We start from the raw sequence: 25,529 nt of genomic DNA, 5'->3' as shown, positions 1-25,529 counted from the left end.
ATGAAACCGCACCCCCTGGACCTCAGCATCGGGCAGCTCGCCGAGCGCACCGGCCTCGCCACCTCCGCCATTCGCTTCTACGAGTCCAAGGGCCTGCTCACTTCGATCCGCACGGCGGGCGGCCAGCGGCGCTTCCAGCGCTCTGACCTTCGCCGCGTGTCGTTCATCCTGATCACCCAGGCCCTCGGGTACCCGCTGTCGGCGATCGCCGAGCAGCTGGACCACCTTCCCGAATCAGGCGCACCCAACCGGCGCGACTGGGAGCGCCTCGCCCGCGGCTTCCGTGCGGATCTCGATGAGCGCATCCGCGGCCTCGAATTGCTGCGCGACAGGCTGACCTCCTGCATCGGCTGCGGATGCCTGTCGCTGAAAGCGTGCAGGATCTACAACCCGGGCGACGCCGCTGCGAGCGGAGGCACGGGCCCGCGCTACCTGCTGGGCGACACATGCCCTGACACGGGCGGGCGCCGCGATCGCGTCGAGTAGCGCCTCCGTGAAATGACGCGCGGAGTGGTCAGAGCCCGAGCCGCTCGGACTCGGACTCCAGGAACGCGCGCATGCGGCGCACGTCCTCCGCGTAGGCCGGGTCGTGGATCACGTCCCGGCGCTCTTCGGGGTCTTTCGCCCGGTCGAACAGAACGTCCTGGGCACCGTCTGCTGCCACGAAGCGGATGAGCTTCAGGTCCCCGTCGATGACGGCCGTCTCTTCCATCTCGCCGTTGTTCCACTGGGGGCCAGCGTAGAGGAACGTGTCGCGCACCACCGATTCGGGGTGTTCGAGCACAGGAACGAGGCTCATGCCGTCCGATGGAGGCGGAGAGGGAATCGAGCAAAGATCCATGAGCGTCGGGAAGAGATCGACGTTCAGTGCGATGCTCTCCGTCGTACCGCCGCCCTTCGTGATCGGCGGGTAGCGCAGGGCGAAGGGGATGCGGATCGACGGCTCGTAGGAGATGCCCTTCTGCTGGACCCCGTGCTCGCCGAGGAGCTGGCCGTTGTCGGCGGTGACGATGACGACCGTGGTGTCGAGTTCACCCTTCTCTTCGAGCTTGGCGAGGATCCGCGCGACGTTGTCGTCGATCGAGAGGACGAGTTCCCAGTAGCGGCGCGTCTCTTCCACGTAGGCCGCGGCGCTCTCGATAGCGTGGTTGCGGTCGGTGTTGCTGCGGATCCGGCGGTAGAAGAACGGGAGGCTATCGACCGGGTCGTAGGCGCTCTCCGGGAGTTCGATGGCCGCTGCGTCGAGGAGTCCCCGGTGGCGCGGCGCGGGCGTCATGGGCACGTGTGGGTTCTTGAAGGCAACCGTCAGGAGGAAGGGCTCGTCGTCCGGCTGCTCGTCGAGGAACTCCAGCGCGTAGTCGGCGAGACGGTCGGCCTGGAAGCCTTTCGAAGGGACGGTCTCGCCGTCGACGTTGAACTCCTGGTCGAAGTGCGAGCCCGGGCCCTCGTAGCTGACCCAGCGATCGAATCCGGGGCGCGGCCCGGACTCCTGGCCGCGCGCGAGGATGTGCCACTTGCCGATGTAGCCGGTTCGGTAGCCCGCCTCGTGCAGCTCTTCGGGGTAGGTGGAGAAGCTCTTGTGGAAGTCGGTCTTGGGCTTGTTCGTAAGGACGCCGTGCACGTGGGCGTAGCGACCGGTGAGGAAGCTGGCGCGCGCGGGGCAGCAACGGGAGGTGGTCACGTAGCTGCGCTCGAAGAGCACGCCTTCCTGCGCGATGCGATCCAGGGCCGGCGTCTGGATCCAGGGGTTACCGGTCGCGGACAGCCCGTCGTAGCGGAGGTCGTCCGCGAGGATGATGAGGACGTTCGGCCGTCGGGAAGCCACTGGCTCCGTGGCACCAGCGGGTTGGGCGTCATCTCCGCAACCTGTCAGGCAGCCGACGAAGAGGACGGCGAGACACCGGGCGGCGAAAGCGAAAGTGCGGAGCGCTGGGCGCTGGGAAGCGAAAGTCATCTCGAATGGGGTGGCGCCGCGCGAGGCCAGGAACCGCGGTCGGTGCGATCACTATACGCGAGCCGCAGGAGCACGGTGGAGTCGCGCAGGCCGCGGGTCCGTTCAGGCGGTATCCTGCCCGGCATGATCCACACCGCTCTTCTACTCCTTGCGCTCACGGCGGCTCCCCAGGACCGCCTCATGAGCCCCGAGCTTCTCTGGGACCTCCATCGACTCGGCTCCCCCGCGCTCTCCTCCGACGGGGCCCTGGCCGCCTACTCGGTCCGGGACTACGACCTTTCGGAGAACTCCGGGAGATCCAGCGTCTTCGTGGTCGACGTCGCCACCGGTAAGTCCCGGCTTCTGTTCGAGGGCTGGCGGGGCGCGGGCGAGCTTCAGTTCGCTCCGACGCCCTTCGGTGAGCGCGTGCTGTTTGCGGGCCGGCCCGACGTCGACGGCGCGTCCACCCAGGTCTGGTCGCTCAACGTCGCCGACGGGTCGCTCAAGCAGGTCACGAACGTCGAGGGCGGCGTGGCCAACGTCAAGGTGTCCCCCACCGGGGAGCACGTCGCCTACACGGTCGACGTCAAGCTCGACCCGGAGGTCACCGAGATCTACGAGGACCTGCCCAAGGCGGACGCGCGCATCATCGATACGCTGATGTACCGCCACTGGAACGCCTGGCACGACTTCAGCTACTCGCACCTCTGCGTGGCACCCATCGACGACGAGGGCCGGGCTGGCGAACACGTCGATCTGATGGAGGGCATGCGTGTCGACAGCCCGGTGCCTCCCTTCGGCGGCTCCGAGCAATACGCATGGGCACCGGACGGCAAGAGCCTCGCCTTCACGATGAAGGAGGTCGAGCGCTGGGCCGAGTCGACCGATAGCGACGTGTACCTCGTATCGCTCGACGCGCCGACGGAGCGAAGGAACGTCTCCGACGGCCGCGACGGCTACGACAACGACCCGTTCTTCTCCCCGGACGGCCAGCGCCTCGGGTGGCACTCCATGGAGCGACCGGGCTTCGAGTCGGACCGCAACCGCGTGCTCGTCATGGACATCGCCACCGGCGAGGTCGTCGAGCCCACGAAGGGTCTCGACCAGACCGTCCACGGAGCCCGCTGGTCGCCCAGCGCGACCGCGCTCCTGTTCACCTCCGAGTGGCGCGGAACCAACCAGCTCTTCCGCATGCCAGCCGAAGGCGGCGAGCCGAAGCAGTTCTCGGAAGGCCGCTACAACTGGGACCTCGTCGAGCTCTTTCCCGACGGCGAGCGAGCCCTTGTGACGCGCATGGATATGACCCGGCCCACCGAACTGGCCGTGATGAACCTCGCCGACGGCTCCGCGCGACTCCTGACGGACGTCAACGGCGCCTACTTCGGTGAGCTGAAGCTCCCGGGCATCGAGGAGCGCTGGGTCGACGCGACCGACGGCAAGAAGATCCACTCCTGGGTGATCTACCCGCCCGACTTCGATCCGGCCAAGAAGTACCCGCTGCTCACCTACTGCCAGGGCGGACCCCAGGGCCAGGTCGGCCAGTGGTTTTCGTACCGCTGGAACTTCCACCTGATGGCGGCCCAGGGTTACATCGTGATCGCGCCGAACCGGCGGGGCCTGCCGGGCTTCGGCCGCGCGTGGAACGACCAGATCAGCGGCGACTGGGGCGGTCAGGCCATGCAGGACCTTCTCTCGGCCACCGATTCGATGCTGGCCGAGCCCTACGTCGACAAGGCTCGCACGGCCGCCGTCGGCGCCAGCTACGGGGGCTACTCCGTGTACTGGCTCATGGGCAACCATGGCGACCGCTTCCAGGCGATGATCGCCCACTGCGGCGTGTTCAACCTGGAGTCGATGTACGGTTCGACCGAAGAGCTCTTCTTCGTGAACCACGACCTCGGCGGACCCTACTGGTCCTCGCCGGAGATCCAGGCCAAGTACGACCGATTCTCGCCCAACCGCTACGTCGGCAACTGGAACGCGCCCTTGCTCGTCATCCACGGCGAGAAGGACTTCCGGGTCCCGGTGACCCAGGGCATGGAGGCCTTCACGGCGGCCCAGGTCGAGGGGATCCCGTCGCGCTTCCTCTACTTCCCCGAGGAAGGACACTGGGTGCAGTCGCCGCAGAACGGCGTGGTGTGGCACCGCGTGTTCTTCGAATGGCTCGGCGACCACTGCGGGCCGAAGTAGGCCCGTGAAGAAGGGGCGCGCGGTGCTCCCCTTCAGGACTCCCGGGCTTTTCCCGGGAGTCGTGCGGGGCTCACCCTGCACCCACGCGGGTTAGCGGATACGATTCGCCGGATATGCCCCGTCACGCCGCGTTCGATTGTCTCCGCAGTTCCTCCCAAAAGCCTCTCCTGGAGGTCGACCGCGCCGCGCGCGAGCGTGAACTCGACCCCCGTGACACGGGGCTCCTTCGGCGGATCGTCGGCACGGAGATCCGCAGGCGAGGGACGCTCCGCGCGGTCGTGGGCGCGTTCACCCACCACAAGCCCAAGCCCGACCTCGCGACCTTCCTCCGCATCGGGCTCGCGCAGATCCTCTTCATGGATCGGGTGCCCGAGCATGCTGCGGTCTCCGAGACGGTTCGCGCCTGCGCCGACTACCTGGGGCTCTCGAAGGGTCGCATCGTCAACGGCGTGCTGCGCAACGTCCTCCGCGAGATGCGCCAGGGCCAGTCCGGCGACCTGACCCGCGACATCGACGGCCGCGACATCCACTTCGACTTCCCGCTCTTCCGCGACCCGGCGGAGCATCCGCACCTTTGGGCCGAAGACGCGCTCTCGATTCCCAACGCGCTGCACAAGAAGTGGACGACGCGGTACGGTCTCGAGGAAGCCAACGCGATGGCGCGGGCGGCCCAGGAGGAGCCCGCGCTCTCCATCCGCGTGACGGGGGCCCAGAGCGCGCCGATCGAGACCCTCCTCGAGGAGTTCCGGGATCTGGGCATCGAGACGATCGCCTCCGCGAGCCATCCGAGAATCCTCCTGGCGCCCGCCGACGCCACCGGAGCCATGATCGCTTCCGCCGCGTTCCAGGAAGGACGGATCACCATCCAGGGCGAGCACGCCGTGCGGGCCGCCGAGGCCGCGGGGAACGTCGAGGGTCTCGACGTGCTCGACCTCTGCGCGGCCCCCGGTGGCAAGGCGGCTGTCCTCGCCGAACGGAAGCCTGCGCGCTTCGTCGCCACGGATATCTCTGCCTATCGAATGGCGCGGATGGCCTCCTCCTTCGAGAGGCTGGGCGTAACGCCGCCACACCTCGCCGCGATGGATGGCACGGCTGGCCTGGCACCCGGGGCCGTCTTCGACGTGGTCTTCCTCGACGCCCCGTGCAGCAACACCGGCGTGCTGGCCCAGCGGCCCGCGGCACGATGGCGCTACAGCCCGAAGACCCAGGCAGAACTCACCGCGCTCCAGGCTCACCTCATCCGCGAGGCCGCGTCGCGCGTGAAAGTCGGCGGTGCGCTCGTCTACTCCACGTGCAGCCTCGAGACCGAAGAGAACGACCGCATCGTCAAGACGTTCCTGAAGGACGCCAGCAAGAACGCCTGGGAGATCGAACAGGAACGCGCGTCCCGGCCCGGGACGTTCGAGAGCGGAGGCCCGGTCGACGGCGGTTACGCTGTCAGGCTCCGCAGGAAAGCCGCTGGTGCGATCCCGCCTGTTGGCTGAAGCGTTTCACCGATCTCTATCGTCCCCCCCCAGACCCCTTCACTGCCCGCAACCATGGCCTCACGCTCCCCCAGGAACAGTTCCGCCCGCTCGTCCCAAGGCCCCAGCATGGTGCCGGTCTTCGCCGCGATCGGCCTTCTCGTCGTCGGTGCGCTCGTCGTGGCCGTGATGCAGAACAAGAAGAAGAATGAGGAAGCGGCCGCCGCGGCCCAGGCCGCAGAGAGGGCGGTCGTCAAGGAGCAGACGTCGAACCCGTTCGCCGACCGGGACAACGACCCGAAGGCGCGCGACGGCAGCAAGATCGGAACCCAGAATACGGCGCCGGAGGGGCTCGCCGAAACGAAGCTCTGGGTCGACGCCAAGGTTCTCGGCGACGCCGGTATCGCGCTCGTCAAGGAGGCGACCGCCGCGCTCAACCAGGGTGACGAGGAGACCTATCGGACCAAGGGCATCGAGGCCCGCGACAAGCTAGACGAAGCGCTCCTTCAGACCGGCGATTGGATCATCGACCTCCTCGCGAATCACCCGAACGATCGTCAGGTCGATCGACTGAGCCGCGAGCGTGGCCGCTGGCAAGATCACATCAAGAAGGTGCGCAAGATCCAATGATCGAAGACGCGCGACGTTCCAGTCAGGCCCCTTGAACCCCAGCTCACCAGCCGGCGCCGCGCGCCGAGCCCTCGTCACCGGCGCCTCGTCGGGCATAGGCGAGGCCGTCACACGGCTTCTGGCCCGTGAGGGCTACCGCGTGGCTCTCCTCGCGCGCAGACGGGATCGGCTGGACACCATCGCCGGCGAGCTGCCTGTCTCCGCCGCGGGTCCGCACCTGGTCCTGCCCTGTGACCTGACGGACTTCCCGTCCATCGAAGCTGCGGCGGATCGCATCGAGGCCGAGTTCGGTGGCCTCGATCTGCTGGTGAACAACGCGGGCATCGGCTATCGGTCACGGGTGGCCGACCTCGACCCGGCCGAGCTGCGTCGCGTGTTCGACACGAACGTCTTCGCGCTCCTGCTGACCTGCAAGGCCGCCTACCCGCTGCTCCGCCGCGGCGAACGTCCCGTGGTCGTCAACGTGTCCAGCGTGGTGGGCCGGCGCGGGATTCCGGGGCAAGCGGGCTACTCCGCCAGCAAGGCCGCCGTCTGCTCCATCGGTGAGGCGTTGCGTATCGAATGGGCAGATAGCGGCATCGCGGTGAGCACCCTGAACCCGGCGCTGACGGCGACGGGCTTCTTCCAGGCCCAGGCCAACCCCGAGGCCCTTCCGGACCCCGACCTCGGCACCGCGGCCGGACCCGGTGATGTCGCGCGCGCCGTGCTCGAACTGGATCGAGACCCGGTTCCCGAACGCTCCTTGCGGTGGAAATGGCGGCTGCTCGGCATCCTGTCGATCCTCACGCCCAGGCTCGCGGACCGGACGCTCGTGCGAAGGCTCGGGGGCGACTGGGAGACCCCCCGGCGCTGACCCGGCTACGCCGACTGGCGGATGCCTGCGTTCCCGAAGTCCACGATCCTCTTCGGGATCGCGCCGAGCGGCAACGATTCCATGACGCCCCCCGCCTCGACGGCGCGCGCAGGCATGCCGTAAACGATGCAGCTCTCCTCGTCCTGGGCGATCGTGCGCGCTCCCGCGTCGCGCATCTTCTTCATTCCCAGCGCACCGTCGTTCCCCATGCCCGTGAGGATCACGCCGAGGGCGTTCTTGCCAGCCGCCTTGGCGGTCGATTCGAAGAGCACATCAACCGCGGGCATGTGCCCGGAGACTCGATCCCCCCTCTTGAGCGCGACCGCGTACCGCGCGCCGCTTCGAACGATCTCCATGTGGATGTCGCCGGGTGCCAAGAGGACTCGTCCAGGGAGGATCGAGTCACCGTCCTCGGCGAGCTTGACCTCGACCCGCGATGCCTGGTCGAGGCGCGTCGCCATCTGCTTCAGGAATTCGGGGCCCATGTGCTGGACGATGACGATCCCGGGGCTGTTGCGCGGCAGCGCGCCGAGAAGGTGACGTAGCGTCTCTGGCCCACCTGCGGAGCAGCCAATGGAGACGAGTCGGTTCGTGGTGGCGATGCTGCTCGTCACGCCCGCTCCCGCTGCGCCCACGTCCGGGATCTTCGCGAGCGACGCCTGACGACGGGCCATCCGCGCCGACCCCTGTCGGCCCACTTCGCGGATCCAGTTCAGGATCTTGTCCTGCAGCTCATCGATCGAGTACGCGCTACTGGGCTTGCAGAGCACGTCGATCGCGCCCGCTTCCAGGCACGCGAGCGCCGTGTCAGATCCCTTGGGCGTCACCGAGCTGATGACCAGCGTCGGCGTCGGCTTGTACTGCATGATCTTGCGCAGGAGCGTCAATCCATCCATCCGCGGCATCTCCATGTCCAGAAGGATGATGTCTGGAGACTGCTTCATCAGAATGTCCCGCGCCACGAATGGATCGGGAGCCAGTCCGACGATCTCGACGAAAGGGACGCCGGAGAGCTGCTGCTTGAGGTGCGCTCGAATCAGGGCCGAGTCGTCGACGATGAGGACCTTGACCCGCTTTGGGGGGGCTGTCATGCCGCTCCCGCCCCGCCTCGAACCGGGGATCTCTCGACGTCGACGCAGAAGACCTCCCCCATGGAATCGAAGGCGACGCTCGTGTGCTCCATCGTCCCGTCGATGTGAAGGGGTTAGCGCGACGGGATCCCCATCTCGAAGAACACGTCCTCACCGCCCAGGAGGCTGACCACTTCTCCGCCGATGACGTTGGCCAGTTCGAGCAGCGTTTCGAGTGCCTCGCCCTCCGACGTGATGTCGTCGGAGTCGACGCCGAGCAGACCGGAAGCTGCTTCCTGGATGAACCCGAACGTGGCCGCGAGCTGAACGCAGCCGCGCTCCGATTCGTTGCCGTACGTGATCCACGCCCGAATGGGCGGCGGATCGCTCAGTTCGCCGGTGCCGATGGAGTCGGCCATCACGAAACACATCGTTTCGAGTACGTTGTCGATCTTCTCGACCAGGGAGTCTTCGGTGAGTAGGTTCATGCCTGGAATCTCTTGCGTGGGTTTCGGGGACGAGTGCCTCAAGCAGCCTGAATCATCTCGATCATCACTTCGCGGATTCGCTCGGGAGCGAACGGCTTGTGCAGTCGAGCCCTTGCGCCCAGCTGCGCGAGGCGCAGCAGTCGCTTGGCGTTCATCTCGGTGCTCACGATGACCACGGCGAACTGCTCGATGCGGCGATCTGCATCGATCCCCACCATGAACTCCTCGCCATTCATCACGGGCATGTTCACGTCGAGGAACACGATATCCGGGAGGAACTCGTCGAGCCGATCGAGGGCGTCTTCTCCGTGTTCTGCCTCACGGATACCGGAATCGTCGACGCCGGATTGGACGACGGCCTTGCGAATCGCCTTGCGGACGATCTTGGAGTCGTCGACGATCAGGACTTGGACGTGGGTGAGATCGTTTTCCATGATTCAAATCAGGCAGCGGGGCGCCAAAGAACCTCCGATTGGCCGTCCTTCGAGACGGTGACTGTTCCGTTGCAGAGATCGAGTGAGAGGTTTCGCGAGACTTGCCCCGCCACGTCGGACGCGGCGATGGCAACGTTGTTCTTCCAGAGCAGCTTGCGAAGCATGGTCCAATTCCTGGGTCCGATCTTCATCGCGGATCCTGCTTGGAGCGTTTCCGCTCCCCCGGCCGCGCAGACGATCAATCGTTTCTTGTCTCCACCGAGCGCATGGACGGCCCGGAAGAGTTCGGGTACTGCGGCGGAAGCGAAGGCATGCGGGCCCAGGTTCGAGGGCGTGGAGGCCCCGGGGCTGGGCGCCGGCAGCATGAAGTGGAGCATGCCACCCACCTGGGCCATTGGATCGAACACCGTCAGGCCAATGCACGACCCGAGGGCGTGGGTTACGATCGTTCCCGATTCGGCTCTTACGACCTCGAACGTGGCGATCTTCACCACGGTTCTTGCTCCCGGATTCATGCGATGCCTCCTGGCTTGCGGTAAGCGCCCACCATCAGCTGCTCCACGTCGAGAGCGTAGCCATTGAGGGACTCGGACGTTCCCACGAAGAAGAGTCCCCCTGGCCGCAGTAGCTTGAGGAACCGCTGTGCCAGCGCCTTCCTCGTCGGCGTGTCGAAGTAGATCATGACGTTGCGACAGAGCACGACGTCGAACGGCCCCTTCATGGGCCAGGGATCGAGCAGGTTGAGCATGTTGAAGCTCACGATGTCCCGCAACCGCGGCGCGATCTGGTACCCCTTGGACCCACGATGGTCCACTTCCTGGAAGAAGGTGCGAAGACGCGCAGGCGTGACGCCATGCACCTCTTGCTGGGTGTAGACGCCAAGCCGCGCAGCAGCGAGAGCTCCCGTGGAAAGGTCGGTCGCCAGGATCCGATCGTCCCTCATCTTTGGCTTCTCCAGGATCTCCTGCAGAAGGATGGAAAGCGTGTAGGGTTCGCATCCCCGGGAGCATCCCGCCGACCAGATGCGGAGGCCCTTCGAGCGGCGCCGCGCTGGCTTCAGGATGTCGTTCACGATGAGGTCGTAGTGAACGTCCTCGCGGAAGAAGCTGGTGTGATTCGTCGAGAGGACGTCGAAAAGCGCAAGCTCCAGAGCCTGCGCCTGTCCCCTCTCGATGTCCTTGACGAGGGACTTCACCGACTCGATCGGATAGTCACGCTGGAGGCTATGGATCCGATTCTCGACGATGACGCGCTTCTTGGCGTCGATCGAGAGTCCCCACTTGCGGTGTGCGAAGGCGGAGAGAAGATCGAGGTCTCCATCCTGGAGGCGGTTCATAGTTCCATCTCCATGGATTCGAAGGAAGACGCCTCGGTCATGAACTCGGCGAGGACGACCTGCATGTTGAGAAGCGTGATGACATGATCCGAATCGGCTGCCTTCGCGAGACCAAGGATGTAGTCGGAATCGAGGCGTGCGCCCACCGATGGAGGATCCTGAACGTCTTCGCGCCTGACGCCGGAAACCTCGCGGACCGCGTTCACGATGCACCCGATGTTGACCGTCAGCTGATCCGCATCCTCGACCTCGAGCACGACGATGCAGGTCGATCGATCGATGTCTCCCGCATGAAGTCCGAGGCTCGTTCGCAGGCCGAGCACCGGGATGATCTTGCCCCGGAGGTTGATCACGCCGCGGATCGCCATGGGCATCCGGGGCAGCGGCGTCACTGGCTGGATCGCAATGATCTCACGGACGTTGAGGATCGGGATTCCATAGACACCGCCGTCGAGAACGAACGTCAGGTACTTGGAACCGGCATCGTCGCGGGTCGGCGGATTGGCTACTTGTGTCGTCATGTTCGCGGGGATGGCTAGCAGAGAGCGACGCTCTCCGTTTCTGCGAGTACGCCTTCGATATCAACGATGAGTGCCACGCGACCGTCACCCAGAATGGCGCCGCCGGAGATGACCCGCGCAGGCGGCGTGCAGGGTCCGAGTTTCTTGATGACCACCTGCTGCTGGCCGATGATCTCATCGACGGCAAGACATACCCGGCGTCCCATTCCCTCGACGAGAATGAGAGTCGTGGAGCCTCGCTCGCCGTCCTGGTCGCCGTAGCCGTCGAGGATATGGTCGAGCCTGTGCATGGGGACGAGCTGTCCACGGACGTCGACGACCGGACTGTCCCCCTGGATGGCGTGGGTCTGGGCGGCGGTCGGTCGAAAGCTCTGGACGATCGACAGCGTCGGAATCACGTACCTCTGCGTGCCGCAACGGACGATCATCGCGTCGATGATCGCGAGCGTGAGCGGTAGCTGAATCTGGAACTCTGCTCCCTGGCCGTAGGTGGAGAAGATTTCGACCTTCCCGCGCATGGCTTCGATGTTCCGCTTCACCACGTCCATGCCGACGCCACGTCCCGAGATATCGGTCACGGCGGCGGCGGTCGAGAATCCTGGCTCGAAGATCATCTTGAAGATCGCGCTGTCGCTCATCTCCGAGACGTCCTTGTCCATGGGGATCAGACCCTTCTCCTTCGCCTTGGCCGCGATCTTGTTGCGGTCCAGACCGCGGCCGTTGTCCTTGAGACTGATCACGATAGCGCCCCCCTGATGGCGCGCGGCGAGGATCACGGTGCCCTGGGGATCCTTGCCGACCCTCTGGCGTTCATCCGGTGGCTCGACTCCGTGGTCGATGGCGTTGCGAACGAGGTGAACGAGCGGATCGCTGATCTTGTCGACCACGTTGCGATCGACTTCCGTGTCCGCACCCTGGATCTCCAGGCGGATCGACTTACCTGCCTTGCTCGCCACATCGCGAACGAGTCGATGCATCTTCTGGAACGTCGACTGGAAGGTCACCATGCGGAGCGACATGGAGGCTTCCTGGAGGTCCCTGGTGATCTTTCCGAGGAGAGCGAGATTGCGGACGAGCTGATCGTCGGCTGCGACGTTCTCGGACTCGGTGCCCTGGACCACCATCTGCTGCGCGATGACGAGCTCTCCGACCATGTCCACGAGGCTGTCGAGGCGCTGGGTACTCACTCGGATGGTACTGTCGAACTTCGCCTTCTTCTTGGACTCTGCCTTCGTCGCGAGAGATTCGGGTGAGGGGGGTTTGACTTCCGCTTCGAGAAGTTTGCCGAGAGGAGTTCTGTTGCCCTGAATCTCCAGGGCTATTTCCAGCTGACCCTGACTCACCACTCCCAGGAGAACGAGAACCTCGCCGAGCCGCATCTGCTGGCCCTGTTCGCGGAGTGCCTCCTGGCGAGCGAGCGCCACCGCGAGCTGATCCTCCGTCATCGCGCCCTTGGAGACGAGAATCGCTCCCAGCTGGCTCGTGGTCTTTGCGGGATCGAGCGAGGCCCTATGGATGTCTTTCTCGTCCTTGATGCCCGCGGAAGCCAGCACGTTGCGCACCGCGCGAGCGCCGATCGCGCCCGCCGCCGCGGGGTCTTCCGCGACCTTGGCCGCGTGCTGGATCAGACGCTCAAGCCCGTGCGCTGGTGGCCCTTCGCCGCCGAGGAGCGCTTCGAAGAGTCGCTCCATCATGTCCTTGCTCTCGAGCACGATGTCCGCGTGCGCGCTCGTGAAGTCAAGGTCGGAAGAACGGAAGCGATCGAGAAGAGTCTCGATCACGTGGGCGAGGTCCGTGATTGGCTTGATCCCGAGGAAGCCCGCGACACCCTTGATCGTGTGGAAGGCCCTGAAGATCCGGTCGATGCCGTCGGAGGACTTGGCGTCCTCCTCCAGTTCGAAGAGCGCGGCTTCGGAGTCTTCGAGGTGCTGACGAGCCTCGGTCACGAATTCGGGCACCGTCTCGTCACCCAGGAGATCGTCCGAGAACGTCACCAGCGTTCCGTTTTCCTCAGGCGCTTCTTCGGGGGGCAACTCCTTGGATTCAGACGGCGTCGGCGCTGCCTCCTCGACCGACGCTGGCTTCTGCTGGCTCGCGGGCGCAGGCGCCGGATGATCTTCGGCCTGAGCCGCCGAGAGTTTCTCGAGGACGTGCTCGTGGGCGGGCGGCCTGGACGATCCATCCTCGCTCAAGAGAGCCAGGTGCTCGCGGTGCCAGTCGAGCGCGGCCATCAGCGGATCCACGGGGATGTTCCGACCCGCCGTCAGCGCGACGTCGATCAGCGTTTCCGCCTCATGCCAGACGGCCTGCGCCGTGTGGAGACTGAGAACCCCACACTCTCCCTTGAGCGTGTGGATGTCACGCTTGAGTGCCGCTGTCGCCTCGTCGACGATCTCATCGTCTTCGGGTGATTCCAGCGCGAGTACGGCAGTCTCGATCTCGAGAAGCGCCTCCGAAGCCGCCGACAGAAACAGCGCCATCAGATCCTCGTCGGCGTCCTCCTCCACGGAAGCCGACGCGGGTTGTTCCTCCGAATCCTCTTCGTCACCGACCATCAGGGTCCTCAGCAAAGCCCTGAGGACCTTGGAAGCTTTGGCGTCACCGTCGGCAACCCGCGTCGCGCAATCGACGAGTTCATCGAGTCTGGAGCGAAGCTGTTCCGGAACGGAGGCGTCGCCAGACTCCACGAGCGAGCGCGCGTGGTCCTGGATCTCGGCCGCTTCCTTGGCGTCAACGGTCGTGTTGACGGCGGCGGCCCAGACCAGGGCATCTAGGTTTTGTTGAGCGGACATCGAGGAGGTTCAGCCGAGCGGTCGATGGTCGTGGGGAGGACGATTCAGGACCGAGGGGAACAGGCGGCAGTGGGGACCTGCCTGCCCGAAGCCCTCGGGGACTCGGACCGAACTAGAAGGCGTCCATCGGGAACTCGTGGTCCTCATGGGACATCGAGAATCCGTGGTCCTTTTGGCTGGCGGGGGCGGGAAGAGGAGCCTTGGGACTCGGCTGCTTGAGGCCGCTCGATCCCGATGACTTCGATGATTTCGCCGAACCGGTCGAATCACCGGAGAGATTGTGCTGAAGCACAAGGCTCCTGACGGTCTGGACCTGGTCCGCCGTTTCCACGGCGGTCGAAGCGAGTTCCTCCGCGTTCGACGCGTTGTTCTGCGTCACCAGCTCCAGCTCCTTGATGCTCGTGGAGACGCTCTGAATACCGTCGAGCTGCTCCGACGACGCCGCCGCGATCTCGCGAATCAGGATGTTGACGCGCTTCGAGCCTTCGTGAATCTGTTCGAGGGAGCTGTTGACGCTTTCCGCGCTGGCCACACCCCGCGTGATCTGATCGTTCGATTCCGTGACGATGCGGCCCGTTTCCTTGGCGGATTCGGCGCTTCGCTGGGCGAGCGCCCGCACTTCTTCGGCCACCACCGCGAACCCCTTACCTGCTTCGCCGGCGCGCGCAGCCTCGACGGCCGCGTTGAGTGCGAGAAGATTCGTTTGGAACGCGATGTCGTCGATCACCTTGATGATCGTCGAGATGTTCGCACTGGATTCACGGATGTCATCCATGGCCTCCTTCATGCGGGACATCTCGGACTTGCTGTGGTCCGCCGTGGCCGCGTACTCCTCGGAGAGTGAGTTCGCCTGATCCGCATTGTCGGCGTTCCGTTGGGCCATCCCCGAGACGCTGTCGATGTTGGAGCGGATCGATTCGAGGGTCGACGACTGCTCCGTGGACGCGCCGGCCAGCTGCTGGCTCGCTGCCTGGGTCTGGGTCGCGGCGCGATCGATGTGCTCGCAGCCGATGCCGATCTCCTCGATGACGTCGTGGAAGTTGCCGAGGAGTTCGTTGAAGGAGCGGTTGAGCTCGCCCAGTTCGTCCTGACGGTTCAAGGGCAGACGACGCGAAAGGTCGCGGTTCGCCACCGTTTCCTGCACGCTCCGGATGACCTCGATCACGGGCCGTGCGAGGGAGCGGGCGAAGATGAACGCGCCGATGCCCACGAGCAGCGCCAGAGCCACCCCGAGAAACATGACCCGCGAGAGAATGTGACGCGCCGGGGCCTCGATCTCTGCCAGGGACATCTCCACCAGCATCGCCTGGCGGAAGTCGCCAAAGTCCACCGGAGCGTAGGCCGTCAACACCGGTGTCCCCTGGTAGTTGACCGAATGCATGACGCCGGTCATCCCGCTGAACGCAAGCTCGACCGGCTCGCTTCCGAGATGCTGATGCTCGCTATGGTCGACGTGGCGAAGGGTCGAACGCGCCGTTCGGTCCTCTCCCACGAGGTAGGTTTCTCCGGTCTCTTTCAGCTCGGCGCGATCTCCCACCACGCTGTCGATCTTGTCGACGGGTAGCTGGAAGGCGAGGACGCCCACCTTCGTATCGCCGCTATAGATCGGGGCAGAGAGGAAGCTGGCGTGCGCTCCGTAGCTGGGCAGATAGTCCTTGGTGTCGACCGCGGTGACATCGCCAGGGACGGTGGACTCGAGCGCACTCTTGTACGCCTTGGCCAGATTGGACGTTCGGTGCGGGCCACGGAGGAAGTTCGTTCCGAAGTCGCACTCCTGGAACACCGAGTAGATGAGGTTGCCCTTGAGATCGAAGAGGAAGACGTCGTAGTACCCGTTGGTCTCCAGGTACGTGGTGAACCACGGATGATAGGCAGCGTGGACCTTGTCGTAGGTGGTTCCACGGGCCGACTGGATCATGCGATGTTTGGATCCGACGGGCTGCGCATTGGCTGCGATGTAGAGGCCTTGAAGGAGCACTCCCGTTGGATCGGTCGGGAAGACAGAGGTCTCTCCGGTCCACTCATCACCGTTCTCTTCCAGGCGGGGACGAAACTCAGACGTGTAGTAGTTGTGGACAGCGTCGTCGAAGGTGCCCATGAGTTCCGGGACCTCCGTCGGGAGCGCTTGCCACGCGTCCGCGAACTCCGCGGCCGCTTCTGCCACCATGCGGTTCTTCGACGTGGTCCTCATTTGACCGGCCGTCGCTGCCACGAGGTGCGACTCCACGATGCCTTTTCGATTCTGAAGGATCGCCTCCAGGTGAGAGGTTCCCTCCTCCATCAGCGTCTTGCTGAGCTGGTTGTAGATGAGGGAGCTCACCAACGTGATCGAGCCGACGCCGCTCGCGACACAGAGAACCACGATTCGGGCGGTCAGAGACCAGGCCTGCGGGCGAAACAACCGCTGAAGAGCAGACTTGGGCGCAGTGGGAGCGTTTCCGGCTTGAGGTGCCGTGGGAATGTGAGAGGCGGAGAAAGAGGGTCGCGGAATGGGAGTGCGGTGCCTCGATGTCGACACGCTCGGCGGCTCACCTTGACGTGCGAGTAGGTATTTCCCCTGATTTGCGCCGGTGCATCCCGCGGGCGGCTACCCCGGTCAGAAATAAGGGCATTTGCCGATAAAGCCTGGGAGCTTCATTGAGTTCGGCGGGCTTCAGGCCCGATACAGCCCGGTACGTCCGCTCGCTTCGGGAGCCCTACGTGGCACTCGCGTGCCGTTCACCACCGTCTCCTTCCGTGCCTCACCGGCACGCAACGATCACACCCATGGGACTCAACGTAGTCCTCGTCGACGACTCAGGCGTCATGCGCAAGCTGGTCTCCAAGGCGCTCCGCGCCGCCGGTCTGGATATTGCTCCCACCGCAGAGGCCGGCAACGGCCAGGAGGGCCTCGATGCCCTCAAGGGCGGAAAGTTCGACGTCGTCCTGTGCGATTGGAACATGCCCGTCATGGACGGACTGACCTTCGTCAAGGAAGCCCGTACCAGCAGCCACAAGGTTCCGATCGTGATGCTGACCACGGAGTCCGGCGACGACAAGGTCCAGGCAGCGCTCGATGCGGGTGCCAACGCCTACATCACGAAGCCGTTCACGCCGGAGAAGCTGGAAGAACGGATCAAGTTCGTGACCGCAGCGTAGAACGGCCTCCGGCCGTCATTCACGTCGATCCACCCGCAGCCAGTTCCATGATCACCATCGTCAAGCTCCAGAATCTCTTCGGTGATCTGTCACCCAGGGGCATGGAACAGGTGTTCACGGACTGGGAAATGCTCGTTGGCTTCGGCGCGAAGGCCGAGTGCGCCCCGATCGTGATCGCGTCGGGTGCTGCTGAGATCGACAGGCACATGGATTCGAACCATGTCGTCATCGAAACGCAGATCGAGAAGAACGACGCCGGCTTCGGCCACATCTACTTCGCGTTCCCCAATGCTCTGGTCATCGAGATCATCGGCGAGGTGCTGATGATCCCTGACTCGGCGAAGGAAGAGAAAGCGAAGTCAGGTCTCTCGAAGAACGACATCGAGACGTTCCAGGAGATGGCGAACCTGCTGTGCGGTTCGTGGAACCGCGTCTTCCAGGACCTGGAGCGGAACCTGCGCATTTCGCAGTCCGTGGATGACCTGAAGGTCTCTCCGTCCGTGGGCGCGAAGAGCGCCCTCATCAGCCGGATCCCTGAAGGCCGAGTTGCCTGGGTCGAGACCAAGGTGCTTGCCGGGGACAAGACGTACCCGGCGATGATCGTGCTGCCCTTCGGCGTGGCCCTTGCTGTCGCGGAGGAGTTCTACGCGACAACGGACCCGCGCTCGGCGAGGGCCAGCGGAGAAGATCGCGCAGCGTGAGCTGACTTGTCCCGGGCAACGCACGGAGAACAAGGACGTCCGGAAGCGGAAACCCCCTAGCCTGCATTATTCACGAGTTTGCACCACCAGCACGCCCAAACCACGCCGTGGCGGCGTCAGACGGCAGCCTTTGGCTGCCGCCCGCTTCGCGGGCTCCCTCACAGAATGCTCGACGGGCCTACGGGCCCGCCTCCGCTTCGTTCGGTCGTCTTCCTTGCCACACCGCGGTTTGAACGCACTGGTGGAGCAAACTCGTGAATAATGCAGGCTAGTGCTTTGAATCAGGGCACTAGCGCCCGGCGGGAAAACCACGGCACGGGGAGAGACTCCCCGCGACGTCGCAGCGATCAGCTCGCCTCGCGCTGGTCCGGATTGAACTCCGGCATCGGCGGGAGAACGGACGGACTCCCCGCCCGAGGACTTCCGCCTCCGGCAGCGCTGAGATCCTCAGGATCGTCGAGCACGTCGAGCTCGAAGCCGGAGTCAAGATCGTCGTCGACAGGAAGAGTCTCGATGGCACCCAGATCCAGCGCCGTATCGTCGATCTCCAGCGAATCGTCGTCGAGCGGCAGGATCGCGTCGTCAAGACTGCCTCCACCGAGCATCGGATCGTCCAGCATGCTCAGCGCATCCGCCGGGCCACCGCTTTCGCCGGCGACGGAGGCATCTGCCTCGTCGAACATCGACTCCCAGCCGCCTTCGCGAGCCGGCGGCGGTGCGACCGCCATGTGTTCCGAGATCCAGCGTCGGTTCGATTCCACCGTACCCACGACGGGCAGGACCTCGAAATCCGACATGGCCGCGATGTGAGCGAGCACTTCCGCCGGCACGAGACCGGGCATCGCCACGGTCAATACCTGACCGAAGATGTCCAGGGGCACGAGCTGGTGCTTCTGGAAGTCAGCGACGTTGATCTCCGCGAGGGCAGCCGGATTCGGCGTGATCAGGTCCACGGGCAGGAAGGGCAGCTGGAAGGTCTCACAGACGACCTTCGACAGGTCCCAGTCGGACACCAGGTTTGAGGTCACCAGCGCTTCGCAGAACGGCATACCGCCGTCCTGGCTCAGCTGGAGGAGCTCCCTGATGGCGTCAAGGCCAGCGAGACCGCGCTCATGCAGAACTTCCGCAAGCCGGCCGTAATCTAGTCTCTGGGTGTACTTCACTTGGGGAGGGCGTCCCGAGGTAGCGAGACAACTGCACCTATCGACCGGACCGCTCCCTGGCTTGAAACGATCCTCGCCCAGCACCCTGGATCGGGGCCGGGCGAGGATCGCCAGATGCCTTCAGTCATCGGAGTATGTCCGATTTACATCCACCTAAAACGCTCTCAGACGTCCAGATTGGTGATTTCGAGCGCGTGCTGCTCGATGTACTCACGGCGTGCCTCCACGCCCTCGCTCATCAGAATCGTGAAGATTTCGTCCGCGCCGAGGGCGTCATCGAGGGTCACCTTGAAGAGCAGGCGGGCCTCGGGGTCCATGGTGGACTCCCAGAGCTGATCCGCGTTCATCTCACCCAGACCCTTGTAGCGCTGGATATCGACGTCCGACTGGACCCCCTTCTGGACCTCGGCCGCGAGCTGCATGAGATCGCTGGACTCGACTTCGCCGCCCTTGGCGGTACGAACGACGAAGTCGCCGCCGCCCTGGAACTTCAGTCCGGTCTCGGCCAGCGCACCGAGAAGCGCTTCGATCTCGTCCCGGCTCTTCAGCACGACCGCCATGCCGTCCGCGTTCTGGCGCAAAACGTCGCTCTCGGGGCCGCGGTAGATCTTGAAGTCCTCCCTGCCCATCGACTGGAGGTCGAGCCAGTTATCGAGCTCGGCCTTCGTTTCGAAGTACTCGGAGACCTTGCCGACCGCGCCGTAGAAGGGGCGCAGCTTTTCGCCGTTCCAGCGCTCGAGGAACGAGGAGAACTTCAGCTCCGACCAGGCGGGTACCGCATGGTCGACGACGTTCTGTAGCTCCTGGAGCTGGTCGAGCAGCACCTTGAGTTCCGTGCCGGTCCACTCGCGCTGGGCCGTCCGGTCCTCGACCGTGATCTGACTCACGCCGCGGTCGAGCAGCGCCCGGCGCAAACCCGGATCGTCGACGATGTACTGGCTCTTCTTGCCGATGGTCAGCTTGTAGAGCGGCGGCTGCGCGATGTAGAGGTGACCGTTCTCGATCAGCTCCGGCATCTGGCGGAAGAAGAACGTCAGGAGCAGCGTGCGGATGTGCGACCCGTCCACATCAGCGTCGGTCATGATGATGACCTTGCCGTAACGGAGCTTGCCGATGTCGAACTCCGGCCCGATGTGCGTCCCGAGCGCCGAGATGATCAGCTGGATCTCCTGGTGCCCGTACATCTTGTCGAGCCGCGCCTTCTCCACGTTCAGGATCTTGCCCTTGATCGGCAGGATGGCCTGGTAGTGTCGATCCCGGCCCATCTTGGCCGGGCCGCCTGCGGAATCACCCTCGACGATGTAGAGCTCGGTCTCCTCGCGGTTCTTGCTCTGGCAGTCCGCGAGCTTGCCCGGCAGGTTGCCGCTGGCGAGCGCCGACTTGCGGCGCACCATGTCGCGGGCCTTGCGCGCCGCGTCACGCGCTTCCTTGGCGCGAACCGCCTTGCCGACGATCGCCTTCGCCGGACCCGGGTTCTCCTCCAGGTAGCTCGAGAACATGTCGTTCACGGCCGACTCGACGATGCCCTGGGCCTCGCGGTTGCCGAGCTTGTCCTTCGTCTGACCCTCGAACTGCGGGTCCGGGACCTTGATCGAGAGCACGGCGGTCAGGCCCTCGCGGAAGTCATCACCGGACGGCAGGTCCTGGTTCTCCTTCACGAGCTTGCCGTTGCGCGCGTAGGCTCCCAGCGTCCGCGTCAGCGCACCACGCAGACCGGCGAGGTGCGTGCCGCCGCCGTGCGTGTTGATGTTGTTGACGAACGTGAAGATGCTCTCCTGGTACGAATCGGTGTACTGGAGCGCCAGCTCGACCTCGTACTCCGCGTTCGGATCGTCCGTACCCGGCACCGTCTTCGAAAAGTGGACGATCTCCTGGTGGAGCGCCGTCTTGTTCTTGTTGATGTGGCTGACGAAGGTCTTGAGCCCCTCGGGATACTCGAACGTCTCGCGCGCGCCGTTGCGCTCGTCCTCCAGCTCGATCCGGAGACCGCGCGTGCCCATCAGGTAGGCCGTCTCGCGCAGTCGCTTCTCGACGATCTCGTACTCGACCTCGGTCGTCGAGAAGATGGTCGCGTCCGGGTACCAGGTCACGATCGTCCCGGTGTGGTCGGTCGTCCCGGTCACCACGAGGTCCTTGGACTTCACGCCGCGCGCGAACTCCATCTCGTGGATCTCGCCGTGCTTGTGAACCGTCACGTGGAGCTTCGTGGAGAGCGCGTTCACGCACGAAACACCGACGCCGTGCAGTCCGCCCGAGACCTTGTACGACTGGTCGTCGAACTTGCCGCCCGCGTGCAGCTTGGTCAGCACGACCTCGACGGCGGGGATCCCCTCCGTCGGGTGGATCGTCACCGGGATGCCGCGACCATCGTCCTCGACGGAAACACCGCCATCGGCGCGCAGGATGACCTTGCACGTCGTCGCGTGCCCGGCCAGCGCTTCGTCCACGGCGTTGTCCACGACCTCCCAGATGAGGTGGTGCATACCCCGGGTGTCGGTGTCGCCGATGTACATCGCGGGACGAACTCGGACGGCCTGGAGGCCCTCGAGTACCGTGATGGAGTTGGCGCTGTACTCAGGGGGCGGCGCCTTCACGACAGGCTTGACTGCGGCGGGCGGGTCCGTTTCGTTCGAGGCGGGCTGGTCTTGGTCGCTCATCAGCGTCGTTTCAACTTGAAGGAAAGCTTGCGGATCGATGCGTCCTCGAGGAGGGCATCAGCGCGGGCTCTGAGGTCTTCCGAGGCGAATCCCCGGAGTTCGGAAAGGAGGGTCGAGCTTTCGACTTCGATGGTCAGGATGCCGCGCCGAAAGGAGACGGCGCGTGCTCGTTCGGAGAGTTCGGGGCCAGCGGCTTCATCCCAGGCGGCGATCGCCGGGGCCGCTTTCTTGCGCTGCAGGAGCCCGCTGATCTGCAGGTACTCCACAACGGATTCTTCCATGGGCTTGATCAGGCCGCGTGCAGGTTCCTCCACGCGACGGGGGCCCAGGTTGATCATGGGACCGGCCGGTTTCCGCGACCGGAAGCGCCGGCGCCTCGGGGGCAGTGGGCTGCTAGCGCCAGCGGCGCCTGAGCCTGAGTCAGCACTCGTCCCGCCCGAGCCCTGGCCACCTGCACCACGGGCCCGACCGGATAGGCCGCCACGGCGTCTACTGGGTCGATAGGCCAAAGGGATCGGAGGGGTGAGAGGACGGGAGCGCTGAGAGCGAGCGAGGATCAGGCGTCGAGGGTGATCGGCATCACGATGTAAACGTGGTTCTCACCGAGGGTGAACTTCCCCGGACTGGTCTTCTGGGCGAACTCCAGGACGACGAGCTCGGGCTGGCCGTGCTTGATGCCGTCGAGAACGTAGTCCGGGTTGAAGGCGATATCCGAGTCCTCGCCGCGGAACGACACGTCCATGTGGGCGGTCGCCTCACCGCGGCCAGCCGAATGGCCGTACATCTCGAGCTGGTCCCCTTTGACCCGCAGTCGAACCGCCCTCGTCTCGTCACCGGAGACGTTCGACACGAGCCGCAGCTTGCGGGTGAACTGTTCGGCGTCGGCTTCGATGCGGTTGCCGCACTCGGCCGGGATCACGGCCTGGTACTGGGGGAAGTCACCGTCGATCAGCCGCGCGAAGATCTCGGCGTTCTTGGAGATGAGCCCGATCTGATCCTCGTGCAGCGCCAGCTTCACCTGGTCCAGGGGATCCGTGATGACCCGGCAGAAGAGCTGCATGCCCTTGGTGGGTACGATCGCCCGCTTGGCCTCCATTCCCTTCATCTCCACCGGGATGGTCGCCATCGACAGCCTGCGCCCGTCCGTGGCCACGAGGCGCAGCTGATCGTTCTCCAGCTCGGTCAGCACCCCGTGCATGGAGTAGCGCCCGGCCTCCTTGGCGGCTGCGAAGGCGGTCCTGCCCACGAGTCGCGTGAAGTTCCCTCCCTGGAGGCTCACGGCGCCGTCGTCCTTGAACCGTGGTACGACCGGGAACTCGTCGGCATCGGCCACCACGAGGTCACAGGAGTCCGCTCCGCTGGTGATGGTGCACTGGGTGTCGGACGTCGCGATCGTCACGGTCTCACCCGACAGGTCACGGACGAAGTCGAAGGCCGTGCGGGCGGGGATCACCACCGGTCCTGGTTCGATGACCTTGCACTGCGTGATCTTGAACCGCACCGAGACCTCTTGGTCCGTGGCCACGAGCTCGAGCGTGTCATCCGTTGCCACCAGACACACGTTGTCGAGGATCGGCTTGGTGCTCTTGCTCGGGATGACGCTGTTGATGATGGCGAGTCCTTCTCGCAGAGCATCACGGTCGCAGGTGGCCTTCATCGATTCTATGTTCCCGGAGCGCTTGGGTTCCGGGTCTTTGGTTGGAGCCAGGGGGTAGTGGCAGGTGGTGGAAGGAGAGCAGTTGTCGGATGGATGGCTGGTGCGGATCGCTCATCGAGGCTTTGGGCCCTTCGCTGCGCGAAAAGCCTTCAGTGCGGAAGCGCGATGGCCGATCAACCTGCCAGCATCGGAGCGGGCTCCGCACGCCTGGAGCTGCCGGTTTTCCAGGCGCTCCGCTGTAGTTAAGATCATCGTCTTATTAGGGGCCCCTGTCCACGGTGTAGAGCTGGACTCGTGCGATCCTTGGTCTTTTCTTCTCAAGGGTTTAGGGCGGTCGACCGAGCGTGGATGAATCTGCGCCGCCCGTGGATAAGCCGTGGGAAACCGCCTCGGATTCCACAGCTCTCCAGGGGCCTTCCGCGCCGCCCCCGGGATGGCCGAGTCATCCCCGATCCATTCAGCGTTCTCCCCATCGGAGTCCACATCGCCGGCCGATCGTTCCCCGATCGCTCGACACGCGACTCACGGTGGACTGACACGCCGTCCACGCGGTTTCCACGAAGTTGTGCACGGAGGGCCGAAACACGGCCGCGGGCCGCGACCAGGGGTTGATCCCGATCGCGGCCCGCGGCGTGCACGAGGCAGCAGCTTGAGCTTCGGAAGGCTCTCAACCCTTGCGTCCGCCGTTGCCGAGCCGGTCCATGAACTGCTGGATGTCCTTGGAGAACACCGCGTCGCTGACGATGAGCTTCTCCATCTTGTCGACGGCGTAGAGGACCGTGGTGTGATCCCGGCCGCCGAAGAAGCCTCCGATCTCCTCCAGCGAGTGCCGCGTCACCTTGCGGGCGAGGTACATCGCGACCTGTCGCGGGAACGCGATGGCCTTCGTCCGGCGCTTGGACTGCAGGTCCGACAGCTTCACCTGGTAGTGATCCGTCACCTGGTGGATGATGTCCTCGACCGTGGGCGCACCCTTGCGGACCTCGATGAGCCCGGCGAGCGCTTCCCTCGCGAGGTCGAGCGATAGCGGAGCGCCCGTCATCCTGGAGTAGCCGATCAGGCGCGTGACGGCCCCTTCGAGCTCGCGTACGTTCTCCTCGATGTTCTCGGCGATGAAGCGCGCGATCTCGTCCGGTACCTCGTCGCCGCGCTCGCGGCTCTTCCGCTTGACGATCGCCATGCGCGTCTCGTAGCAAGGCGGCTCGATCTCGGTCACCATGCCCCACTTGAAGCGCGAAACGAGACGATCGTGGAGCGTCGGGATGTCCTTCGGCGGGCAGTCCGCGGACAGCACGATCTGCTTGCCCGCGTTGTAGAGCGAATTGAAGGTGTGGAAGAACTCCTCCTGGCTCTTCTCCTTGTTCGCGAGCGTCTGGATGTCGTCGATCACCAGCACGTCGATGTCGCGGTACTTGTCGCGGAATCGCTGCATGTCACCGGCGTCGAGGGCGCTGATGAAGTGGTTGACGAAGGTCTCGCACGACAGATAGAGAATCCGGTAGTCCGGGAATCGCTCCAGGACCGAGAAGCAGAACGCCTGGAGGAGGTGCGTCTTGCCCACGCCGACGCTTCCGTGGAGGAAGAGCGGGTTGTAGCTCTTCCCGGGCTGCTCGGCGGCCCCCATCGAGGCGGCGTGGCCGAACCGGTTGCAGGGCCCGACGACGAAGTTGTCGAACGTGCACTTCTGGTTGAGCACGAAGTCGGACGAACTCTCCAGCTGCCCGATGACGCCGCGGCGGATCGACTTCGAGGCGTGGCGGTGGCGCTCCGGCAGACCGGGAGCCGTGCCAGCCGTTGGGCCAGCCGTTGGGCCAGCAGCGGAGTCAGCAGCGGAGTCAGCAGCGGAGTCAGCAGCGGAGTCCGAGGGAGCCTTCGCCTCGGCGTGCCCTGGCACCACCGGCGGGCGGCCCCCAAGCGGTGGAGCGGGCACGTCGGGCGTCGCGGCAGGCGGTTGCGCCGCCTTCTCTACGGGGTGGTCGACGAGGCTCTCGGGCTGCTCGACGATGATGACGCGTCGCTTCTGGCCGAGGAGCTTCTCGACGGCGGTCTCCAGCACATCGAGGTAGTACCGATTGATCCACTCTCGAGCGAAGGAGTTCGTCACGGCGATCGTCGCCGCCTCGTCGTCGATACGGACGAGCTTGGAACGCTTGAACCAGGTCTGGAACTGCTCGGGCTTGATGGCCGTCTGGAGGATCGCCTGCAGGGCGTCCCCCAGGGGAGCGATGCTCTGACCCTCGCCCACGAAGCCGCCGCTGCGCTCCCGCCGGGGCGCTTCCGGCCGAACGGCAGCTTCTGGCCGAGGAGCCGCTTCCGCGCGTAGCGGAGCCGTGGGCCTCCCGTCTGGGTTCCGCCCCGCGTGGTTCCGAATCGCCTGGGGCGGCTCGGGAAGTCGCCTGGAGGGAGCTCCACCGCTGAGGTCGAAGAGGTTTTCCTGCGAGGCACGCGGGACCCCCTTGGGGCGTTCATCCGGGTGACCGGATCGCTGCGGCGAGTCTTCCAT

The 25,529-nt window shown here is 65.0% G+C and carries 21 protein-coding genes; 7 read left to right on the top strand and 14 right to left on the bottom strand.

Translation table 11 applies throughout. The features are described from left to right. On the top strand, nt 1–486 hold the full coding sequence (gene soxR, locus Poly30_RS00105; RefSeq protein ID WP_145193979.1) for a redox-sensitive transcriptional activator SoxR: 486 nt from the start codon (nt 1–3) through the stop codon (nt 484–486). 28 nt (nt 487–514) lie between these two features. On the opposite strand, the gene Poly30_RS00100 is transcribed toward soxR, so the two are convergent. Beyond that, nucleotides 515–1,825: a sulfatase-like hydrolase/transferase gene (locus tag Poly30_RS00100; protein ID WP_419190764.1), complete on the bottom strand. Its 1,311-nt coding sequence runs from the start codon at nt 1,823–1,825 to the stop codon at nt 515–517. Nucleotides 1,826–2,077: 252 nt separating this feature from the next. Between Poly30_RS00100 and Poly30_RS00095 the strand changes: the two genes are divergently transcribed. The 4 genes from Poly30_RS00095 (at nt 2,078) to Poly30_RS00080 (ending at nt 7,069) form a co-directional block, all read left to right on the top strand. Then, nucleotides 2,078–4,123, top strand: a complete 2,046-nt coding sequence (locus Poly30_RS00095; RefSeq protein ID WP_419190763.1) for a S9 family peptidase — start codon at nt 2,078–2,080, stop codon at nt 4,121–4,123. A gap of 113 nt (nt 4,124–4,236) precedes the next feature. After that, on the top strand, nt 4,237–5,607 hold the full coding sequence (locus Poly30_RS00090; RefSeq protein ID WP_145193975.1) for an RsmB/NOP family class I SAM-dependent RNA methyltransferase: 1,371 nt from the start codon (nt 4,237–4,239) through the stop codon (nt 5,605–5,607). Between the two features lie 108 nt (nt 5,608–5,715). Beyond that, nucleotides 5,716–6,216: a hypothetical protein gene (locus tag Poly30_RS00085; RefSeq protein ID WP_145193972.1), complete on the top strand. Its 501-nt coding sequence runs from the start codon at nt 5,716–5,718 to the stop codon at nt 6,214–6,216. A gap of 31 nt (nt 6,217–6,247) precedes the next feature. Further along, entirely contained in the window at nt 6,248–7,069 is an 822-nt protein-coding gene (locus Poly30_RS00080; RefSeq protein ID WP_419190762.1) for an SDR family NAD(P)-dependent oxidoreductase, read from the top strand. Between the two features lie 5 nt (nt 7,070–7,074). Here the strand turns inward: Poly30_RS00080 and Poly30_RS00075 are convergent, their stop codons facing one another. From Poly30_RS00075 to Poly30_RS00040, 8 genes are all read right to left on the bottom strand, one after another. Next, the gene (locus Poly30_RS00075; protein ID WP_145193968.1) at nt 7,075–8,160 is read right to left on the bottom strand and encodes a protein-glutamate methylesterase/protein-glutamine glutaminase; all 1,086 of its coding nucleotides are present in this window, start codon (nt 8,158–8,160) and stop codon (nt 7,075–7,077) included. Nucleotides 8,161–8,273: 113 nt separating this feature from the next. Beyond that, nucleotides 8,274–8,627: a hypothetical protein gene (locus Poly30_RS00070; protein WP_145193966.1), complete on the bottom strand. Its 354-nt coding sequence runs from the start codon at nt 8,625–8,627 to the stop codon at nt 8,274–8,276. A gap of 38 nt (nt 8,628–8,665) precedes the next feature. Further along, entirely contained in the window at nt 8,666–9,061 is a 396-nt protein-coding gene (locus Poly30_RS00065; RefSeq protein WP_145193964.1) for a response regulator, read from the bottom strand. An 8-nt stretch (nt 9,062–9,069) separates the two neighbouring features. Continuing rightward, complete coding sequence (locus Poly30_RS00060) at nt 9,070–9,576, bottom strand: chemotaxis protein CheD (protein WP_145193962.1); 507 nt, start codon at nt 9,574–9,576, stop codon at nt 9,070–9,072. Continuing rightward, complete coding sequence (locus Poly30_RS00055; protein WP_145193960.1) at nt 9,573–10,397, bottom strand: CheR family methyltransferase; 825 nt, start codon at nt 10,395–10,397, stop codon at nt 9,573–9,575. The genes Poly30_RS00060 and Poly30_RS00055 overlap by 4 nt, the downstream gene beginning before the upstream one ends. Continuing rightward, nucleotides 10,394–10,918 (bottom strand): chemotaxis protein CheW, encoded by a 525-nt coding sequence (locus tag Poly30_RS00050; protein WP_145193958.1) that lies wholly within the window; start codon nt 10,916–10,918, stop codon nt 10,394–10,396. The genes Poly30_RS00055 and Poly30_RS00050 overlap by 4 nt, the downstream gene beginning before the upstream one ends. Before the next feature lie 14 nt (nt 10,919–10,932). Then, the gene (locus Poly30_RS00045) at nt 10,933–13,710 is read right to left on the bottom strand and encodes a chemotaxis protein CheA (protein WP_145193956.1); all 2,778 of its coding nucleotides are present in this window, start codon (nt 13,708–13,710) and stop codon (nt 10,933–10,935) included. A gap of 112 nt (nt 13,711–13,822) precedes the next feature. After that, the gene (locus tag Poly30_RS00040) at nt 13,823–16,030 is read right to left on the bottom strand and encodes a methyl-accepting chemotaxis protein (protein ID WP_145193954.1); all 2,208 of its coding nucleotides are present in this window, start codon (nt 16,028–16,030) and stop codon (nt 13,823–13,825) included. A 446-nt stretch (nt 16,031–16,476) separates the two neighbouring features. Here Poly30_RS00040 and Poly30_RS00035 point away from each other — a divergent pair, with 446 nt between their 5' ends. Continuing rightward, a complete protein-coding gene (locus Poly30_RS00035; protein ID WP_145193952.1) occupies nt 16,477–16,848 on the top strand; it encodes a response regulator in 372 nt (123 codons plus the stop codon). A 47-nt stretch (nt 16,849–16,895) separates the two neighbouring features. Then, the gene (locus tag Poly30_RS00030; protein WP_145193950.1) at nt 16,896–17,549 is read left to right on the top strand and encodes a hypothetical protein; all 654 of its coding nucleotides are present in this window, start codon (nt 16,896–16,898) and stop codon (nt 17,547–17,549) included. A gap of 347 nt (nt 17,550–17,896) precedes the next feature. Here Poly30_RS00030 and Poly30_RS00025 read toward each other — a convergent pair whose 3' ends face one another. The 5 genes from Poly30_RS00025 to dnaA all read right to left on the bottom strand — a co-directional run bounded on the left by Poly30_RS00025 (nt 17,897) and on the right by dnaA (nt 25,529). Continuing rightward, nucleotides 17,897–18,598 carry a GspE/PulE/PilB domain-containing protein gene (locus Poly30_RS00025; protein ID WP_145193948.1) on the bottom strand — a complete coding sequence of 234 codons (702 nt, stop codon included), beginning with the start codon at nt 18,596–18,598 and terminating at the stop codon, nt 17,897–17,899. 278 nt (nt 18,599–18,876) lie between these two features. After that, on the bottom strand, nt 18,877–21,369 hold the full coding sequence (gyrB, locus tag Poly30_RS00020; RefSeq protein ID WP_145193946.1) for a DNA topoisomerase (ATP-hydrolyzing) subunit B: 2,493 nt from the start codon (nt 21,367–21,369) through the stop codon (nt 18,877–18,879). Then, nucleotides 21,369–21,650: a DciA family protein gene (locus Poly30_RS00015; protein ID WP_419190761.1), complete on the bottom strand. Its 282-nt coding sequence runs from the start codon at nt 21,648–21,650 to the stop codon at nt 21,369–21,371. Before Poly30_RS00015 ends, gyrB begins: the two co-directional genes overlap by 1 nt. 275 nt (nt 21,651–21,925) lie before the next feature. Beyond that, the gene (dnaN, locus tag Poly30_RS00010; protein WP_145193943.1) at nt 21,926–23,026 is read right to left on the bottom strand and encodes a DNA polymerase III subunit beta; all 1,101 of its coding nucleotides are present in this window, start codon (nt 23,024–23,026) and stop codon (nt 21,926–21,928) included. A gap of 667 nt (nt 23,027–23,693) precedes the next feature. Continuing rightward, nucleotides 23,694–25,529, bottom strand: a complete 1,836-nt coding sequence (gene dnaA, locus Poly30_RS00005) for a chromosomal replication initiator protein DnaA (RefSeq protein WP_145193941.1) — start codon at nt 25,527–25,529, stop codon at nt 23,694–23,696.

Source organism: Saltatorellus ferox, from assembly GCA_007751475.1.
Taxonomy (GTDB): domain Bacteria; phylum Planctomycetota; class UBA1135; order UBA1135.
The sequence above is the reverse complement of the archived record's forward strand: the minus strand, read 5'-3'. Positions and strand labels throughout refer to the sequence as shown.

What these genes read in the sequence shown, in the direction of transcription:
- soxR (WP_145193979.1), top strand. Translation starts at nt 1, where the DNA reads ATGAAACCGCACCCCCTGGACCTCAGCATCGGGCAGCTCGCCGAGCGC.
- Poly30_RS00095 (WP_419190763.1), top strand. Translation starts at nt 2,078, where the DNA reads ATGATCCACACCGCTCTTCTACTCCTTGCGCTCACGGCGGCTCCCCAG.
- Poly30_RS00090 (WP_145193975.1), top strand. Translation starts at nt 4,237, where the DNA reads ATGCCCCGTCACGCCGCGTTCGATTGTCTCCGCAGTTCCTCCCAAAAG.
- Poly30_RS00085 (WP_145193972.1), top strand. Translation starts at nt 5,716, where the DNA reads ATGGTGCCGGTCTTCGCCGCGATCGGCCTTCTCGTCGTCGGTGCGCTC.
- Poly30_RS00075 (WP_145193968.1), bottom strand. Translation starts at nt 8,160, where the DNA reads ATGACAGCCCCCCCAAAGCGGGTCAAGGTCCTCATCGTCGACGACTCG.
- Poly30_RS00070 (WP_145193966.1), bottom strand. Translation starts at nt 8,627, where the DNA reads ATGAACCTACTCACCGAAGACTCCCTGGTCGAGAAGATCGACAACGTA.
- Poly30_RS00065 (WP_145193964.1), bottom strand. Translation starts at nt 9,061, where the DNA reads ATGGAAAACGATCTCACCCACGTCCAAGTCCTGATCGTCGACGACTCC.
- Poly30_RS00060 (WP_145193962.1), bottom strand. Translation starts at nt 9,576, where the DNA reads ATGAATCCGGGAGCAAGAACCGTGGTGAAGATCGCCACGTTCGAGGTC.
- Poly30_RS00055 (WP_145193960.1), bottom strand. Translation starts at nt 10,397, where the DNA reads ATGAACCGCCTCCAGGATGGAGACCTCGATCTTCTCTCCGCCTTCGCA.
- Poly30_RS00050 (WP_145193958.1), bottom strand. Translation starts at nt 10,918, where the DNA reads ATGACGACACAAGTAGCCAATCCGCCGACCCGCGACGATGCCGGTTCC.
- Poly30_RS00045 (WP_145193956.1), bottom strand. Translation starts at nt 13,710, where the DNA reads ATGTCCGCTCAACAAAACCTAGATGCCCTGGTCTGGGCCGCCGCCGTC.
- Poly30_RS00035 (WP_145193952.1), top strand. Translation starts at nt 16,477, where the DNA reads ATGGGACTCAACGTAGTCCTCGTCGACGACTCAGGCGTCATGCGCAAG.
- Poly30_RS00030 (WP_145193950.1), top strand. Translation starts at nt 16,896, where the DNA reads ATGATCACCATCGTCAAGCTCCAGAATCTCTTCGGTGATCTGTCACCC.
- Poly30_RS00025 (WP_145193948.1), bottom strand. Translation starts at nt 18,598, where the DNA reads ATGCCGTTCTGCGAAGCGCTGGTGACCTCAAACCTGGTGTCCGACTGG.
- gyrB (WP_145193946.1), bottom strand. Translation starts at nt 21,369, where the DNA reads ATGAGCGACCAAGACCAGCCCGCCTCGAACGAAACGGACCCGCCCGCC.
- Poly30_RS00015 (WP_419190761.1), bottom strand. Translation starts at nt 21,650, where the DNA reads ATGGAAGAATCCGTTGTGGAGTACCTGCAGATCAGCGGGCTCCTGCAG.
- dnaN (WP_145193943.1), bottom strand. Translation starts at nt 23,026, where the DNA reads ATGAAGGCCACCTGCGACCGTGATGCTCTGCGAGAAGGACTCGCCATC.
- dnaA (WP_145193941.1), bottom strand. Translation starts at nt 25,529, where the DNA reads ATGGAAGACTCGCCGCAGCGATCCGGTCACCCGGATGAACGCCCCAAG.